Source organism: Anabaena sphaerica FACHB-251 (genome assembly GCF_014696825.1).
GTDB lineage: Bacteria > Cyanobacteriota > Cyanobacteriia > Cyanobacteriales > Nostocaceae > RDYJ01.
The window spans coordinates 64,091-81,746 of sequence record NZ_JACJQU010000021.1; the positions used below are offsets into that span (position 1 = coordinate 64,091).

11 protein-coding genes and 1 CRISPR repeat array are annotated in these 17,656 nt (G+C 38.3%); of the genes, 5 read left to right on the plus strand and 6 right to left on the minus strand.

Going from position 1 to position 17,656, the window contains the following annotated elements; translation table 11 throughout:
- Positions 1–5 precede the first annotated feature (5 nt).
- The 4 genes from H6G06_RS23425 to H6G06_RS23440 all read left to right on the plus strand — a co-directional run bounded on the left by H6G06_RS23425 (position 6) and on the right by H6G06_RS23440 (position 7,285).
- Complete coding sequence (locus tag H6G06_RS23425) at positions 6–776, plus strand: COP23 domain-containing protein (protein ID WP_190564465.1); 771 nt, start codon at positions 6–8, stop codon at positions 774–776.
- 932 nt (positions 777–1,708) lie between these two features.
- A complete protein-coding gene (locus tag H6G06_RS23430; protein WP_190564466.1) occupies positions 1,709–2,440 on the plus strand; it encodes a peptidylprolyl isomerase in 732 nt (243 codons plus the stop codon).
- Between the two features lie 116 nt (positions 2,441–2,556).
- Entirely contained in the window at positions 2,557–5,562 is a 3,006-nt protein-coding gene (locus tag H6G06_RS23435; RefSeq protein WP_190564467.1) for a peptidase domain-containing ABC transporter, read from the plus strand.
- A 157-nt stretch (positions 5,563–5,719) separates the two neighbouring features.
- Complete coding sequence (locus H6G06_RS23440; protein ID WP_190564468.1) at positions 5,720–7,285, plus strand: beta-barrel domain-containing protein; 1,566 nt, start codon at positions 5,720–5,722, stop codon at positions 7,283–7,285.
- 105 nt (positions 7,286–7,390) lie between these two features.
- Positions 7,391–8,798: direct repeats of the CRISPR family, unit length 37 nt; unit sequence GTTTCAATCCAAAACTACTCAAAAGAGTAATTTTCAC.
- 228 nt (positions 8,799–9,026) lie between these two features.
- On the opposite strand, the gene cas7c is transcribed toward H6G06_RS23440, so the two are convergent.
- The 4 genes from cas7c to cas5c all read right to left on the minus strand — a co-directional run bounded on the left by cas7c (position 9,027) and on the right by cas5c (position 12,733).
- The gene (gene cas7c / locus H6G06_RS23445; protein ID WP_190564469.1) at positions 9,027–9,905 is read right to left on the minus strand and encodes a type I-C CRISPR-associated protein Cas7/Csd2; all 879 of its coding nucleotides are present in this window, start codon (positions 9,903–9,905) and stop codon (positions 9,027–9,029) included.
- 169 nt (positions 9,906–10,074) lie between these two features.
- Positions 10,075–10,317 (minus strand): hypothetical protein, encoded by a 243-nt coding sequence (locus H6G06_RS23450; RefSeq protein ID WP_190564470.1) that lies wholly within the window; start codon positions 10,315–10,317, stop codon positions 10,075–10,077.
- A gap of 107 nt (positions 10,318–10,424) precedes the next feature.
- The gene (locus tag H6G06_RS23455; protein ID WP_190564471.1) at positions 10,425–12,083 is read right to left on the minus strand and encodes a type I-C CRISPR-associated protein Cas8c/Csd1; all 1,659 of its coding nucleotides are present in this window, start codon (positions 12,081–12,083) and stop codon (positions 10,425–10,427) included.
- Positions 12,068–12,733, minus strand: a complete 666-nt coding sequence (gene cas5c, locus H6G06_RS23460; RefSeq protein ID WP_190564472.1) for a type I-C CRISPR-associated protein Cas5c — start codon at positions 12,731–12,733, stop codon at positions 12,068–12,070. The genes H6G06_RS23455 and cas5c overlap by 16 nt, the downstream gene beginning before the upstream one ends.
- A gap of 49 nt (positions 12,734–12,782) precedes the next feature.
- Between cas5c and cas3 the strand changes: the two genes are divergently transcribed.
- On the plus strand, positions 12,783–14,846 hold the full coding sequence (gene cas3 / locus H6G06_RS23465) for a CRISPR-associated helicase Cas3' (protein ID WP_190564473.1): 2,064 nt from the start codon (positions 12,783–12,785) through the stop codon (positions 14,844–14,846).
- A gap of 24 nt (positions 14,847–14,870) precedes the next feature.
- Here cas3 and H6G06_RS23470 read toward each other — a convergent pair whose 3' ends face one another.
- Positions 14,871–15,875: a transaldolase gene (locus H6G06_RS23470; protein ID WP_190564474.1), complete on the minus strand. Its 1,005-nt coding sequence runs from the start codon at positions 15,873–15,875 to the stop codon at positions 14,871–14,873.
- A gap of 155 nt (positions 15,876–16,030) precedes the next feature.
- A complete protein-coding gene (gene pyk, locus H6G06_RS23475) occupies positions 16,031–17,461 on the minus strand; it encodes a pyruvate kinase (protein ID WP_190564475.1) in 1,431 nt (476 codons plus the stop codon).
- Positions 17,462–17,656 lie beyond the last annotated feature (195 nt).

The window sequence follows — 17,656 nt, forward strand, 5'->3', positions numbered from 1 at the left end:
AAGTTATGTCTTCACAACCGCTTCAGTATTTATTTTTGAGTAGTCTGAGCTTATCCTTGTTTATTGGTAATTCCCTAGCCTTTGCCCAAACCGATAGTGTTGTTGTTCCCACAGTACCATCAGGCTCAACAACAACAGTACCATCAGGTTCATCCACCAATATACCCACTTCCACCCCCGTTGACACCAGCACCAGATTTAGCTGTCAATATTACAACGGTAGATACACTGTTATGTATCAACCCCAAAGTCAAGCAGGTCAATTTTTTGCTTGGGCAGCACCTCAATCTTTGGGTGGTGGTTGGACTCCTCAAAATCGTTGTGAGGCGATCGCTAATCGGTTAGAATTATACCGCCCAGACGGCTTACAAGAACTGCAAATAGCTAGAGAAAATAACGAAAATATTATCTGTGTCACCACTGAAGCTAACCCCGGTTGTCGCATTGTCCTCACAGTACCACGGGATAAAGACCCCTACGCCATCCGCAGTAGTATCTTCAGCAACTTAGCTACCGCAGACAACGGACAGCAAACCACAGCTGTTAATACCTATGCTAATCGTGGTAGAGGGGGAGTAAACGAATTATACAATTTAGGTCGCACGCTTTTGGGTGGTAATAGTCAGGCTAGTTCCTCCAGAAATGGTATTAATTTAAAACCTTTCTTAGCACCTGAAGATGGTGGTACAGCTACTAAGCTGCGAAATGGGGTATCAATTGGTCGTCAGTCCCAACCACAAAAGGGTAGTATATTGAATCCCCGGTTATTTAGATGATCAAATCGCTCAATAAATAGATCCCCGACTTAAGAGGATGTTTTAAAAGTTTTGAATGTATAAATGAACCCCTCTCCAAACCTCTCCCCGACGCGGGGAGAGGCTTTGAAACCCCCATTCCCTCGTAGGGAAGGGGGGAAGGGGGGTTAGGTTGCTGAAGATTATTGGTTTCATCTAATACTTTTCAAACAACCTCTAAGTAGGTAGGCGTTGAAAATTGTCGTTATGGCAAGGCAAAAGGCACTCATGCAAGAGGGAAGAGGGAAGAGACTTTCAGAGATTTTACATTTTTGTACTTGCTTCGGTTTTTTCGAGCCTACCTACTTACTTAATATTAATAAATTCAGTTTTGACTTTTTTGTAAATTTTGCAAGGAGGCTTTAGGCTGTAGTGAGTTTTTAAACTTAAAAATATAAATTTTCCGTAAAAATACATTTATCCTTATCAAGGATTAAAAATTTGCAGATAGCTTGCAGTGATGGGAAATACCTTGAGAAGGTACAGGATTTGTCAAGATGTTAATAGATGTATAAAATCGCAATTGAATAAGAGGAAAAGTGTGTGATGTTCCTTTACCCTTTGCGTTTTAACATTTTTCAATAAAGGGTGTAATTATTGATTGATGGTACTTGCAGCCTAAATTACCCAGCTTTTTTTTACATAACTGCCAGTTTGAGGTTGCAATTTCCAAAAATTGTGATAATTTGGTACGATATCTCCAAATACGTATGCCTCTGTTACTAAAGTTAACAAGAGCATATTTGCCTTCTCAAGATGAGGTTCAGTAATTATCTACACGCACAAAGCTAAACACAAGGGACTAAGTTGTAAAAAATCATATAATCTTAACCCTTAGTTAAATTTACTGTAAGCAGTTTCTAGTATTTTTTTAACAACAATTTATAACGGTGGTAAATCTACTGACAAGTGATATGAATCTGGTTCTGCAATTTGGCGATGCCTCCGGCGAGCGAAGCGATCGCATACTGACTGCCCCAGAAGTTCTGCAATTACTGGCAAAATACCAACTAGTTCCACCATTACTTAAAGAGGTGGTGATTGATCAAGCGATCGCACAGATTGAGTGTACGCCACAAGAGGAGCAACTTGCCTGTGAACAGTTAGCCCAACAATATCAAGGGCGACAAGAACAGGGAATAAGTTCCGAACAGTTGAATAATATAGCCATTCGCCAACTAAAAGTAGAGAAGTTCAAAGAAGCTACTTGGGGACAAGATTTAGACTCTTACTTTTACCAACGCAAACCCCAGTTGGATCGAGTTATATATTCTCTGATTACCACTTCTGATATTGGAATTGCTCAAGAAATCTACTTCCGCATCCAAGAAAGTGAACAGTCTTTTGCTCAACTGGCGCGGGAATACGCCCAAGGTCCTGAAGCCCAGACAGATGGGTTAGTTGGTCCTGTGGAATTACAATCTCTCCATCCAATGTTGACGAGAGTTTTGTCTGTGAGCCAACCACAGCAACTTTCACCACCGACTCAAATAGGAGAATGGATAGTGATTGTTCGACTAGAAAAGCTACTACCTGCTCAGTTGGATCGGCAAATGCGTCAGCGATTGCTAAACGAACGTTTTCAGAGTTGGCTACAAACCCAAATAGCACCACAAAACTGGCAAATTAAACAATCAGAAGATTGAATGAGTTGGGATATGAACCAGAGCAAAACTGAACTGCTGGCGAGTGCCAAAATAGTCTCTGTACATTCCCAAGCCAATTATTCGCCCAAACAGTAGATTAATTAATTTTCATAAACATGACTTATAGTAATAACGCCTTTGCAGGATTTCTCTCCACCGTTGCCGGATTTGAAGAATTATCAGCAGCGGAAAGAAACAATCTCCTATCACAACAGCAAGCTTTACGCTACCGTATAGGTCAAAAAATAATTAGTAAAGAAAAACTACCAGACCGCATAGCAATTCTTTACGAAGGCAAAGTAAGGTTATTAGGATATGACCCACAGACTCAATTACCAGTTACCTTAAAAATACTAGAACCGGGAGCAATAATTGGCGAAATTAGTTTGTTGCGGCAGATTGCTTGCGAAACAGCGATCGCATCCACCGAAGTCATTTGTTTAACCTTCAGTACAGCAGATTATTTACGTCTGATTTTCCAAAATCCAGCCTTTGCTAATGAGCGCCAAAACTGTAGTCATATCATAGAAGTATTTGATGTTCTTAGCCCACTGTTAGCTCAACAAGCTAATGCTAGTTTAAAGATCAAAGAAATCAGTCAACAAGTTTTATCAGGGGCGAAAATCCATTACCTACCACCAGGAAAATCCTCTTTAACACAACTGGAAAGTGATAGAATCTGGCTTGTCAGTGGTGGTGGTACAGTAGCTAATTTTCCCCCTGGTTCTCATTTAGAATCTACTAGTAATAGAGACGTTTTAGAAGTAACAGGGAGCAGTCCTGCACGTTTGTTAGGTATCAATCCCGCAGATATCTCATTTCTGAATCAAGAGCAACTAGAAGAAGCACTAATAGATCATCAACAACAAATCACAGATGAATTAGAGATTCCTTACGCCACAATTGAGGAAGTTCTCCCCTCACCACCCCAAAGACCACAAGCGCAACAAAACAACCAGAAATACCCATTTTTTCGCGGACAGGGCGAAAACAATTCGACCCTGGCTTGTTTCCAAATGTTAGCCAAGCATTTAGAAATACCCTTGCGAAAGGAAGTAGTACGTCGAATTTTAAATGAAAATATTAAACGTCAAGGCAATATATCCTTTCAGCTTTGTGCTTATTTAGGAGAATTAATAGGTCTCAAATCCCAATTAGTAGATGTTCCCGCTACCGCAATTACACGCATCCCCACACCAGCACTAATTCAGTATCGAGATAGCTATGCTGTCATATATGCAGTAGAGGCAAATACAGTAGTTTTAGCTGTGCCATCAAAAGGGATTATCAATTGCAAGCCCGGCAAACTACTGGAAGAAATAGAAACTGATCAAACCAACTTGCAACCGCAACTGAGGGTATTACTTTTCAGTGCGACTCAAGAAACACCTCAACAACGCTTTGGTTTAAGCTGGTTTCTACCATATCTATCACGTTACCGTCGAGTCTTAATAGAAGTATTTATCGCTTCCTTTTTCGTCCAACTGGCAGCTTTAGCTAACCCCCTAGTCATTCAGTTAATCATTGATAAAGTCATCGTTCAAAATAGTATTAGTACCCTGAATGTTTTAGGGGTTTTACTATTAGCAGTTAGTGTATTTGAAGCAATACTAACTACACTGCGGACTTACTTATTTGTAGATACTACCAACCGCATTGATATGAGTTTGGGGTCACAAATTATTGACCACTTACTCAGATTACCATTGCGCTATTTTGAACGTAGACCAGTAGGTGAACTAGCGACTCGCGTCAATGAATTAGAAAATATTCGCCAGTTTCTCACAGGTACAGCCCTAACAGTGGGATTAGATGCAGTATTCTCGGTGGTTTATATCATCGTCATGCTGTTTTATAGTTGGCAACTGACTTTAGTGGGGTTAGGAACAATTCCTTTATTTGTGGTGATTACATTAATTGCCGCCCCGACAGTGAGCCGACAGTTACGAGCCAAAGCTGAACGCAACGCCGCCACTCAATCTTACTTAGTTGAGGTAATGTCAGGCATTCAAACAGTAAAAGCGCAAAATATTGAATTGCGATCGCGTTTTTCCTGGCAAGAACGATACGCTAAGTTTGTGTCCGCAGGGTTTAAAACAGTCATTACTTCCACTTTAGCTAATTCCACCAGTCAGTTTCTCAACAAACTCAGCAGCTTACTAGTTTTGTGGGTAGGAGCTTATTTAGTATTAAAAGGAGACTTAACTTTAGGGGAATTAATCGCTTTTAGAATTATCTCCAGTTACGTTACTAGTCCCATATTACGTTTAGCGCAAATCTGGCAGAACTTCCAAGAAACTGGTTTATCTTTAGAACGATTAAGCGATATTGTTGATACACCCCAAGAAGCAGAAGCAGACAGAGATAATATTCCCTTACCTGCCATATCTGGGGCAGTCAAATATGAAAATGTTTCCTTCCGATTTGCCCCTAGTGGACCACTGCAACTGAACAATGTCAGCCTCGATTTTCCCGCTGGTAGATTTGTTGGGATTGTGGGACAAAGTGGTTCAGGCAAAAGCACAATGATGAAATTGCTGCTGAGACTTTATAACGTTGAGTCGGGCAGAATTTTGATTGATGGTTATGATGTCAGTAAAGTAGAACTTTATTCGGTGCGTAGACAAATTGGTGTCGTTCCTCAAGATCCACTGTTGTTTGATGGCACAGTTCAAGAAAACATTGCGCTGACCAATCCTGATGCGACAACAGAGGAAATTATCGAAGCTGCAAAAATTGCTGTTGCCCATGAATTTATCATGAACCTGCCCAATGGTTATAACTCAAGAGTTGGCGAAAGAGGTTCAGCCCTTTCTGGAGGACAAAGACAGAGAATTGCGATCGCCCGTTCGATTTTACAAAAACCTAAATTATTAGTCTTGGATGAAGCCACCAGCGCCTTAGATTATCCTACCGAAAGACAAATATGTCTGAATTTAGCCAGAGCATTTCAAGGTACTACCGTTTTCTTTATTACTCACCGTCTCAATACTGTTAGTAATGCAGATACAATTATTGTTATGGATGGTGGTAGGGTGATAGAACAAGGTAGCCATCAAGAATTAATGACTGCTAAAGGTCATTATTTCTACCTTTATCAACAGCAAGAAGTCAATTTGTAAATACTTAGTTGACAGTGGAAGAAGGCAAAGGTTGATTAATTTTCCCCTGCCTCCTGTACCCTGTCACCTACAGTATTAATCTTAATAATCTGAAAATCAATCCTGTTAATCCTTTAATCTTCACATCCTCAGCTAAAATCCAAAATCTAAAATTGTTATGACTCAACTTAATGGTAATCAAATTAACGGCAACGGCAACGGAAATAAACCAAATTTAGGGTTGCTTACACCTCCCAAAAAAGCTAAAACAGAATCTTTAAATAATGCCTATCAAGATAACTTTGAACAATCTATAGTCTTACGGCAATCACCTGTATGGTCACGAACCATCATGATCACCCTGATGGTTGTAGCCTGTTTTGGAGTAGGTTGGGCTTATTTTGCCAAAATTGAACAAGTAGTTCCCGCTACAGGTCAATTAAAGCCAGAGGGAACAGTTAAAGAAGTACAAGCTCCAATTAGTGGAGTTGTCAAATCTGTTTATGTAAAAGACGGACAAGAAGTAAAAGAGGGAGACCTGCTCGTAACATTTGAATCCGTTGCTACCCTAGCTGAGTTAAGTTCCTTAAATAAAATTCGCGTTGCTTTAACCAAAGAAAACGATATTTATCGTCGCTTGATGGGAGCAAGCGCAGGTATCACATCAGAGTTGGATTTTTTACGTGGTAAGTTACCCGCAGAAACAGCTTTTCTCCTCAAAAGTCGAGCATCTTTAGTAGCAGAAAATGAACTACTGCGTTCTCAACTAAAAAACACCACACCAGATGCTGGTAACGGAATTGACGAACAACAACTTCTCATAGCTGCTAAAACAGAATTAGATTCCCGGTCTGCCGCAGCTAGATTGGAAGTAGAAAAAATCCGAAAGCAACTATCGCAAACACTAGTAAAAAGAAAAGATACTCAAGCTAGTTTGGTAATTCAAGCAGGGATTTTAGATAAACTCAAAATCTTAGCAGTAGAAGGGGGAATTTCCCAGCTGCAATATCTGAATCAGCAACAGCAAGTACAAACTCTCAAGGCGGAAATAGAGCAATTAATGGAGGAAGAAAAACGCCTCCAGTTTGATATTCAAAGAGGACAGCAGCAAGTAACAAATACAGTAGCAGTTACTGATAAAAATGTGCTGGATCAGATAGCTAACAATAAAAAGCGAATTGCAGAAATTGATAGCCAATTTATGAGGATTATTCTCGATAATGAGCAGAGATTGGCAGACATTAATAGTAAGATTTCCCAGACACAATTAAATGTCAGATATCAAGAACTTCGCGCTCCTGTAGCGGGGATAATATTTGATATGCAAGCTAAAAATCCTGGTTTTGTAGCCAACGCCACGCAAAAATTATTGCAAATTGTCCCCAATGATAAATATGTTGCTGAAGTATTTATCACCAATAAAGATATTGGGTTTGTCAAGGAAGGTATGAAAGTGGATGTGAGAATCGATTCCTTTCCTTTTAGTCAGTTTGGAGATATTAAAGGTCAGGTAATTGATATTGGTTCAGATGCTTTACCTCCTGATCAGATTCATCAATTTTACAGATTTCCGGCTAGAGTTAGTTTGGATAAACAAAGCATAGTAGCTCAAGGTAGAAACATTCCTTTACAGTCGGGGATGTCCATTACTGCTAATATTAAAGTCCGTGAGGAACGAAGTGTATTGAGTTTGTTTACGGAGATGTTTACCAAGCAAGTGGATAGTTTGAAAGAGGTGAGGTAATTTAAAATTTGTCAATTTAATACGTTAGGTTGTAGGGATAATTCATGAATTATCCCTACAATTTTTTGGAGTAATTTTCATCTATTTCAATCCGTTTCAATCCAAGTTTCAATCCAAAACTACTCAAAAGAGTAATTTTCACAATTTGCAAATATGCGAAGTTTTTTCATAATTTCTTTGTTTCAATCCAAAACTACTCAAAAGAGTAATTTTCACGATTGCGGATACTAAATAAATAAACGCTGAATTGTTTCAATCCAAAACTACTCAAAAGAGTAATTTTCACGTTCCTCGCAATCTTTTTTTTCAGCTTGGCTGATTATTGTGAAGTTTCAATCCAAAACTACTCAAAAGAGTAATTTTCACATTCTAGCCATGGGTTTAACCTTCTGGGAATATGAGTTTCAATCCAAAACTACTCAAAAGAGTAATTTTCACCAGATGATGATGACTGGGAGACTGAAGAAACGTTTCAATCCAAAACTACTCAAAAGAGTAATTTTCACGGTGGTGGTGGTGGTGGATTACCTAAGCAGCCTCCACGTTTCAATCCAAAACTACTCAAAAGAGTAATTTTCACTAAAATTAGTTCTCTTTCTGGCATTGATTTATATCGTTTCAATCCAAAACTACTCAAAAGAGTAATTTTCACCCTTTTCCTTTTAGAAATTATCGATTTTTAATTAGTTTCAATCCAAAACTACTCAAAAGAGTAATTTTCACTACAAATTTTCACCCGGCGGTTTTTATATTTTTGTTTCAATCCAAAACTACTCAAAAGAGTAATTTTCACGATTGGCAGTAAAAATCAAGAGGGGCATAATGCTGGTTTCAATCCAAAACTACTCAAAAGAGTAATTTTCACAGTACCAGTAAAAAAGTAAAAATCAGAATATCTGTGGTTTCAATCCAAAACTACTCAAAAGAGTAATTTTCACCTCCTTGGTCGCTCAACTCGGTGGTTGCTTGCAGTTTCAATCCAAAACTACTCAAAAGAGTAATTTTCACAATAAAAAGTTGGCATTGCTCACGGATATTTTTGTCGTTTCAATCCAAAACTACTCAAAAGAGTAATTTTCACAGTCTTTCCCATACCAGTATGAAAGGCATCGAGGTTTCAATCCAAAACTACTCAAAAGAGTAATTTTCACCACTGGCACAGGTACAGGTACTGGCACTGGTGGCGGGTTTCAATCCAAAACTACTCAAAAGAGTAATTTTCACCATAAAATAAAAAGTTGGCATTGCTCACGGATATTTTTATCGTTTCAATCCAAAACTACTCAAAAGAGTAATTTTCACTCAGTCTTTCCCATACCAGTTTGAAAAGTATCGAGGTTTCAATCCAAAACTACTCAAAAGAGTAATTTTCACTTGTATTACTATAGTAAATGTAGGCAGCAAAAGGTTTCAATCCAAAACTACTCAAAAGAGTAATTTTCACTTATTTGATACAGAAGCAGAAGTGCCGACAGGGTTTCAATCCAAAACTACTCAAAAGAGTAATTTTCACTGCCGACCTCGCAAACCCTTGGAAATAGGACATTTCCACAACGATTTGCGCGACCCCTGCCATAATACCCCATTCCAGAAAACAGCACAAGAGCGAAAAACGCCGAAACCCTTACAGTGTAAGGTGCGCGGGTGGTTGATAACACCCAACGAATAAAAACTAGACAATGCAAGAGTTTCCAGCTTAGTCATAATCACTCCGACTTAACACCCACCCATCCGCGCATTTTCAAGCCAACTTCGTCAAAGTCACACCATCAGGTAACACCTCATCCAAGTCAACCTGATAATCAGCAAAACTGCGGGGTACATCAACAGTAGACTTAATTTGCAGTTTATCAAATAACTGATGAACAGGAGCATTACCATATTTACTGGCATGAGTAAAAACATACAAACCACGACAAGCCATAAAACCCCGTGCCGAAGAACGATCAAACTCCCAAGCCTTAATCAAAGCTTGCCAAAATAAATCTAAATCCCGTTCATTCACACAACCATATTTTTCCGCCAAATGGGGATTATAAAACACATGAGATTTATATAAACCATAGGGTAAAACCTCCTTTCTCCCCATAGTTTTATTATCCTTTTTAATACCATCTTTTTTTTCTTTTTCCTCAGTTGCAGCACAACGAGTAATACTCACAGATTGGGGAAAAACCGGATCAATACTACGAGAAAAACTAATTTGCATAGGACCCCAAACCTGACCAGCTTTTAAACCAGTAGAAAGCACCGCCCCAAACATTCTTAAATCATAAAAATTCTGCTGCATCCACTTAGCAACCTGTAATTGTTGTTCTGGTGTTCCTTCTTTTTGTGGTAAACCTACAGCAGTATAAGCGCGACTGATTTTTTCATTTAACACACTTCCTTCTTCAACAAATATTTTATATCTTTCCGGTGTTGGTTCATCCTTGCCAAGCATCTCTACATAATTTCTTACCTTGCGTTTTAAACAAGCATCTGTCACCAAACCTTGATTAGTTTGGGGGTCAATTCTTGGTTGATTTCCCGCATCGGGATCACCATTAGGATTACCGTCCAAACAATCAAATAATAAAATAGCATCGTGTTTTTTAGTAGGGTCTAAATGTACAGTCATGATTTTTTGTTCGTTGTGATTTGTTGATAGTTTGAAGACCTAACCCCTAGCCCCTTCCCTACGAGGGAAGGGGGACAAGAAGGGGATAAGAATTACATAACAAAAGTTAGAAACATAACTTAGTTCTAAAGCCTCTCTCCTCGTAGGAGAGAGGTTTTGAGAGAGGTTTTTAGGATGAATATTCACGTTGCCAAGAATCCTCATTTGCACAATATTCTTCAGATGAATAATCTACCTCTTGACGAAAGTAAAAGTTTTCATCTGTTAATCTTTGATTTTCAGTATGTAAATCATATTCAAGATATGTGAGTCTTGCTTTCATACTTTGATTTTCAGCCTCAAGAGAACTGATTTGATTTTCCAACTTCTCTATTTTTTGCAAAACAAATTTCTCTATTTTATTTATGTACATAATCATCAATTCCTGGGTTGCAAATTTTGGGGTAAAGATCCCCGACTTCTGATATTATTAATAATTTATTGATATAATGAAAAAAGAAGTCGGGGATCTGGTTGAGCCTATTCCTCCGATTTGTCTTTACCTTTAAAATACTCGGCTCTTTTTTGCCACCAACCTTGAAAAAAGAAAGCCTGAGATTTTAAATCCAGCACTTCTGGTAGTCTGTAAATATCAAAGTTTTCAAATTCTTCAGCTAGTAATTTTTTAATGTATTTACTATTATAAATTTCTAAATGATAATGAGTACAACCATGACAAAGCCGAGCAAAAACTTGAGTAGGAGTAGAAGATAAAGCCTTTAAACTACGCATGACATTAGTATTATCTTCACTCATATTTTGAGCATTAACTTGTGCCTGATGCATTAAAAATGCAATTCTTCCCAAAGTGTAAGCATTATCAAATTTAGGATCGCCTGTGGGATATTTCATATTATTTGTGATTAAATAAAGTAATAAACCTTGCACTCTAGGAAAATACAAATGTTGCTTAGATTGAGATTGAAAAGCATGAAAAGATTTTTCACTGCATATCCTATCAATAATTCTGTGGGCATATTCATCCGGTAATTTCTCACCTAAAAAAGCAGCTTTAACTAAAGCAGTTGCTATTCTGTCAGTGTGTTCTTTACTAGGATTTAAAAAAGCACTATTACACAACATCCACATAGGACTAGCTGATAAACCATTAACCTTCTGACATTCGACAAATTGCTGAATAGAATCTTTGATTCTTTTGGTAGTAACTTCACTCCAACCACTAACGGAAATTCTGCCTTTATTACCCTTGAGAATAGCTAAATAAAATTTACTAGATTTCAAATTCTCCAAATTGAATTTTTTGGGACTATGGGGACTAGCAAAGATAGATTCAAAAGCGAGATTTTCCCATATTTCAGGATTAATACCTTCCCCTTCTTCTTCTCCCCAATAAACAAAAACCTGTTCTCCTAATTTATAACGATTGGTGTCACTATTGAGTAAAAAATCTAATGCTTTATGAGATCTGACTGCACTTTCAAAACTAATGGGAGCGTTAATATTTCCATCCCATCCGTGAGACTGATAAGCAGCTTTATCAAAACTACTAATAGCAGCACCAGAAGTAGCAGCACCGGGAACACCTTTGATCATCATAGGCATTTTTCGCCCCATTGTTAAAGTCTGTTCACCTGTTAATAAACAAACACCATCAACGGTATCCTGTTTACTGGCATAGTAATTAGACCACCATTTTTGAATCGCAGGTATTGTAGTGATTTGTGTACCTTCAAATAAAAACACAAATCTATCCCGACACCAATCTGTATTAGCTGCTGGTGGATAAATTTCTGTTAACTCTTTGGTGATTTGTTCTACAGTTGTATTAGTAACAAAATCATAAATTGCTTTAACTGCTTCGTGGTTAGTTTCTTGTAAACATCTTTCTAGCACTTGTAAATAGAGTTGATGACGTTTTGCACCTCTTTCACCAGCACCAAAAACATATTCTCCCCCATCATCAATTAATAATGGTTCATCACCATTACGCCGCAAATCTGGTACTAATATTTTTCTGCCAAATTTCGGTTTACCTTTGGTTGCAGGTGTTTCTAAAACTTGAAAACTACCTAAAGGTAAATTAATTTGCCAATTACAGAGACATTCACTAAAACCTATAGGTGTTAGTTTCTTTTCTTGTTCTAAAGCTATACCTAATTTATCTAACTCTTGCAACATACCCGCCCATCTTGCATGATAAAGTGAGCAAATTCTGTAACTACATTTCCTTTGACAAAACCTTCCGCAGTATGCCAAGAAACAGCACCTTTTTGATCAGGAATAAAGTGCATTTGTTTAGGCATTAAACCTAAATCAATTTCCCCTTTTAATTCTGGTGCTGGTTGATCTTCTTCTGAAGGAAAACCAAAATGTGCTATATATTCTCGACATCCAAAATAAGGTTGTCTAAAACATTGCCCTTTTTCAATTCTCCGCTTTATTTGTGCTACATATTTATTAGATAAATCTGCCTCTGTTTGTAAATCAAAATTAAAATCAATGATATAGGCTACATCACGCAATATCACATGATTTCTTTGGGCGCGATCGCCTACAGCCGTGTAACCCCCTATACCATCATTCTTCATCCAATCTTTAGCATTTCTATAGCTTTGTTTGGACTGCACCATGTTACGCTGTATCGTGAATGTGCTAATTGGCTTTAGTACCGTGATGTGATTAATCTTGTATTTAATCTCTGGTTTCCAGAAAATAGACTCTAATACACCTACAGCCGCAGTAAAGGGCATTACTCGATAACTGTGCGGTTCAGCTTTAAATTCTGGCCTTGTGAATAAACCCAATTCACCCCATAACTTTAACTGCATAGTTTAAATTTGAAACTTTTAATCAATTCACGATTCATTGTAAATACAAATGATTTACTTAGCAAGAATTACTACAGATTGTAAAGAACAACTACTATCAGCACATTTACAGAATGTTGCGGAAATGTCTGCAAAGGTTGTACCGCAGGAATTTCAAGCTGTAGCTAGGTATGCTGGTTTATGGCATGATTTGGGTAAATATCAGCAAAAATGGCAAGAATATTTACAAAACAACGGTAAGCGAGTTAATCACTCTCAACATGGTGCTGTTTTAGCGTTAAAAATCGGTAAAAAAGAACCTCCCGCAATTGCTTATATAATAGCTGGCCATCATTCTGGATTGTCTGAAAGGTTAAAATTAAATGGTAGTGAGTATAAACAAACCGCAGTATGTTTAGAAGAATGTTTAGAAATAGCTAAACAAGAAATAGCAGATTTTATACCAGAAGAATTACCAGATATTAATTTATCTGATAAATTGCGACGAGAATTTGCCATTAGAATGTTATTTTCTGTCTTAGTTGATACTGACAGATTAGACGCGCGCAATTTTGAAAATAAGTGTGAAAGCTCCATTTTACAAGATTTGGAGCTTTCTGCATATAACAAAATGAGTTTCAATCCTCATTTCTATTCTTCACCATCGCCAAATGTAATTAGTGAAGCAAGAAATGTCTTTGCCCAACATTGTATCAATAAAAGTGAATTACCCAAAGGAATTTTTAGACTAACTGGACCCTGTGGAATTGGTAAAACCATTGCTAGTGCGAGATTTGCCTATTTACACAGTCAAAAACATCAAATGTCAGGAATAGTTTATGTAGGACCACTGAAAAGTATCATTGAACAAACTGCTGACGTTTATCGCCAATTATTTGGAGAAAATGCAGTATTAGAACATCATTCAGGATATGAACCAAAATTAGAAGAAAGCAAAGAATATAAATTAAATACAGAAAGATGGGATAAACCGGTAATTGTCACCAGTGGAGTGCAATTTTATGAAAGTTTATTTGCCAATCATCCTACAAAATGCCGAAAATTACAAGGTTTAATCAACAAAGTCATTTTATTAGATGAATCTCAATCTATTCCTGGTGATTTAGTCCGTCCAATATTAAATGTTTTGAATACATTAGTTAAAGATTGGGGATGTACAATAGTTTTGATGAGTGCTACCCAACCAGCATTTGATAAACTGAAAGAGGATGATTTAACCAATGTGGTTGATATTATTCCTGAAGATGAAACCAGAAGATTATTTCATCAACTTAACCGTGTTCAGTATCAATATATTCCAGATAATTGGGAATGGGATAATTTAGTCGATAGCATTAAATCATCTGGTTTAAATCAAGGTTTAATTATTGTGAATACAACCAAATTAGCAAGGGAAGGATATCAACGATTATCTGAAGAATACCCAGATAATTGTTTTCATCTCAGTTCTAGAATGTGTCCTGATCATCGTTCGCAAGTTTTGAACCAGGTGCGAGAATTATTAAAGTCTGAAAAACCTTGTTTTTTAATTAGTACCCAAGTAGTTGAAGCGGGTGTTGATGTGGATTTTCCTGTAGTTTATCGGCAACTTGCCCCTTTAGATTCTATCATTCAAGCAGCAGGAAGATGTAACAGAGAAGGAAAACAAGATAAAGGTAATGTGATAATTTTTAATATGTCATCTTCTAACCCTCCAGGATATCAATCTGGAATAAGTATTACTAAAAAAATCCTAGAGAAATGTGATTTAAACAGTGATATTTTATATCTGATAAAAATGTATTTTAGTGATTTATTGAATCAAAATTATGATGGAGGTGTAGATATTCAAAAATTAAGAGAAAAATATGATTTTCCCGAAGTTGCCAAAGCTGTAAAAGTGATTGATAATGAACATCAAATAGCAGTAGTTGTCAAATGGGGAGACAGTGAAAAATTAATTGCAGAAATGAAAAATCAAGAATATATAACAGAGTCAGATTGGCGAAGATTACAAAAATTTACTGTGAATATTCCCAAAAATGATCAATATACAAATTATACCCAAATTGGTAAAATAGATGTTTGGATGGGAGATTATGGAGAAACAGGTATTTCTGACAAAGTAGGGTGAGCATAACCCACCCCACATTTAAATCTAACCAGCGGCTACCATTTCACTCTCTAAACGAGCTAACCTTTCAGCCAATAATTGCTCTAAAGAAATCAAAGCTTTAGTGAAACCATCAATACCTTCTGCTAATTTATCAGAAGCCATGCGGTCAGCAGCGTGCATCTTATCAAAGGTAGCTTTATCAACAGAGATTTTTTCAATTGACAAACCTGCAACCTTAGCAGGGTCAAGTTTGCGTGGTAATTCACCAACAGTATTTTGCAATTCTGTTAATAAACCAGGAGAAATAGTCAACAAATCACAACCAGCAAGTTCAGTAATTTCGCCAATGTTACGGAAACTAGCACCCATAACTTCAGTTTTATAACCAAACTTCTTGTAGTAGTTATAAATTGTAGTTACAGACAATACACCTGGGTCTTCCGCAGCAGGATAGCTATCCTTTCCGGTGTCTTTCTTATACCAGTCCAGAATACGACCGACGAAAGGAGAAATCAAAGTGATACCAGCTTCAGCACAAGCGATCGCCTGGTGAACACCAAACAACAAAGTTAAGTTACAGTGAATACCCTCTTTTTCCAGAATTTCCGCAGCCTTGATACCTTCCCAAGTAGCGGCAATTTTAATTAAAACCCTTTCCTTAGCAATACCAGCCGCCTTATACTGAGCAATCAAATCCCGTGCTTTAGCTACAGTAGCATCAGTATCATAGGATAAACGAGCATCTACCTCAGTAGAAACACGACCAGGGATAATTTGCAAAATCTTTAAACCAAAAGATACCGCCAAACGGTCAAAAGCTAAAGTTACTACCTGTGCTTGGGTAGCCTTAGAACCTGCATCTTTTTTCGCTGTTAATAAAGTTTGATCAACAATATCCTGATATTCCGGCATTTGTGCCGCAGCTGTAATTAGAGAGGGATTGGTAGTAGCATCTTGGGGTTTAAACTTTTCAATTGCTTGGATGTCCCCAGTATCTGCGACGACGACGGTCATTTCCCGCAACTGTTCCAGTAAATTCTTAGGCATAACATACTCCGTGAATTTTTTTGGTTTAGGATTTACCCAATCCCCAATTATTTAAACTCTTTGATCTTCCACACAATTCCAATTCTGGCAATTTTTCTTAACGATTGCCTAATTTTCCTGACTTGGTTTAGGCTTCAAGCCCCATTTTAGATGTCTCAAGCTGTAATTGGCTGTCCAATAGAATGCACTTTAATTAAACTTGTTGTTCCTGATTGACCAACTGGGACACCAGAAGTAATGACAACCTTGTCACCTTTTTTAGCAAAACCCCTCTCAACCACAGTGTTTACAACATTGGTAAACATCTCCTCTGCATGATGAACCGGTGGAATTAGTAAAGGTTCCACACCCCAAGATAATGCTAACTGACGATAAGCAATAGCCTCAGAGGTGAGAGTAATAATCGGAGTCAGAGGACGATATTTAGAAATCAGTCTCGCTGTATTCCCGGAAGTGGTGTTACAGAGAATCGCCTTAGAACCTGTTTCATAAGCAATCCGACAAACCGCTTGAGCGACAGATTCCGTCACACTCAGACGACCGGCCTCATGATTCCAGGTATGTCTAGCACCTGCTGTGAGAGCCGTTTCTGTTTGTAGAGCAATATTGTGCATAGTTTGAACCGCCGCAATGGGATATTCTCCCACAGCAGTTTCTCCAGACAACATCACCGCATCCGTACCATCTAAGATGGAATTAGCCACGTCCGTAGCTTCTGCACGAGTAGGATCAGGGGCGCTAATCATCGACTCTAGCATTTGGGTAGCAGTAATGACGGGCTTACCAGCATGATTACAGCGACGAGTGATATCTTTTTGAATCAGCGGGACTTCGTGAATTGGCACTTCTACCCCCAAATCGCCCCGCGCAATCATAATTGCATCAGCAACTTTGAGGATACTATCTAGCTGTTCTAGGGCTTCTGCCCGTTCAATTTTGGCAATGAGGCGAATTTTTGCCCCAGCAGATTCAATCATGCGTTGTGCGGGTTCCAGGTCTTGAGGCGATCGCACAAAAGAAACTGCCACCCAGTCTACACCCAATTGAATCCCAAACCGCAAATCCATCAAATCTTTTTCCGTGATTGAACTCACAGGTAAAGGCGTTGCAGGTAAATTCACACCTTTATGAGTAGAAATCAACCCCCCAATATTCACATGAGCGTGAATTTTATCAGCATCACGACTCGTCACTGTCAATTTGACACGACCATCATTAATTAAAATCGGCTCACCAGGTCGCATCATCGCAAATAAGGTTGGTAGCGGTAGGGGTATTTCATCAATACTTTCACCCTTTTCTTGTAAGAGAAAAGTCACCTCACTTCCCGCTTCCAGCATCAAACCTTCCGGTGGTAATTTCCCTAAACGAATTTTCGGACCACACAAATCTTGCAGAATAGCGACTGGTCTTTGTAACTCATCACTAATGCGTCGTAAATGGTGAAAGGTTTGGGCGTGGTCTTCATAAGCCCCATGAGAAAAATTCAACCGTGCTACATTCATTCCCGCTTCTACCAAAGCTTGCAGCTTTTCAGGTGTAGAAGTAGCCGGTCCAACAGTGCAGATAATTTTAGTTCGACGCATAAAAAAAAGTAGGGAGTAACGGTCAAGTAGTGCAACCTCGTTAAGCCCTGGGGACTGGGGATTGGGGACTGGGGACTGGGGATTGGGGACTGGGGATTGGGGACTGGGGATTGGGGATTGGGGATTGGGGATTGGGGATTGGGGACTGGGGATTGGGGACTGGGGATTGGGGATTGGGGATTGGGGATTGGGGAT

Coding starts and splice junctions, on each gene's coding strand:
- H6G06_RS23435 (WP_190564467.1), top strand. CDS start 2,557: ATGACTTATAGTAATAACGCCTTTGCAGGATTTCTCTCCACCGTTGCC.
- cas5c (WP_190564472.1), bottom strand. CDS start 12,733: ATGCAGTTAAAGTTATGGGGTGAATTGGGTTTATTCACAAGGCCAGAA.
- cas3 (WP_190564473.1), top strand. CDS start 12,783: ATGATTTACTTAGCAAGAATTACTACAGATTGTAAAGAACAACTACTA.
- H6G06_RS23455 (WP_190564471.1), bottom strand. CDS start 12,083: ATGTTGCAAGAGTTAGATAAATTAGGTATAGCTTTAGAACAAGAAAAG.
- H6G06_RS23470 (WP_190564474.1), bottom strand. CDS start 15,875: ATGCCTAAGAATTTACTGGAACAGTTGCGGGAAATGACCGTCGTCGTC.
- cas7c (WP_190564469.1), bottom strand. CDS start 9,905: ATGACTGTACATTTAGACCCTACTAAAAAACACGATGCTATTTTATTA.
- H6G06_RS23440 (WP_190564468.1), top strand. CDS start 5,720: ATGACTCAACTTAATGGTAATCAAATTAACGGCAACGGCAACGGAAAT.
- H6G06_RS23430 (WP_190564466.1), top strand. CDS start 1,709: ATGAATCTGGTTCTGCAATTTGGCGATGCCTCCGGCGAGCGAAGCGAT.
- H6G06_RS23450 (WP_190564470.1), bottom strand. CDS start 10,317: ATGTACATAAATAAAATAGAGAAATTTGTTTTGCAAAAAATAGAGAAG.
- pyk (WP_190564475.1), bottom strand. CDS start 17,461: ATGCGTCGAACTAAAATTATCTGCACTGTTGGACCGGCTACTTCTACA.
- H6G06_RS23425 (WP_190564465.1), top strand. CDS start 6: ATGTCTTCACAACCGCTTCAGTATTTATTTTTGAGTAGTCTGAGCTTA.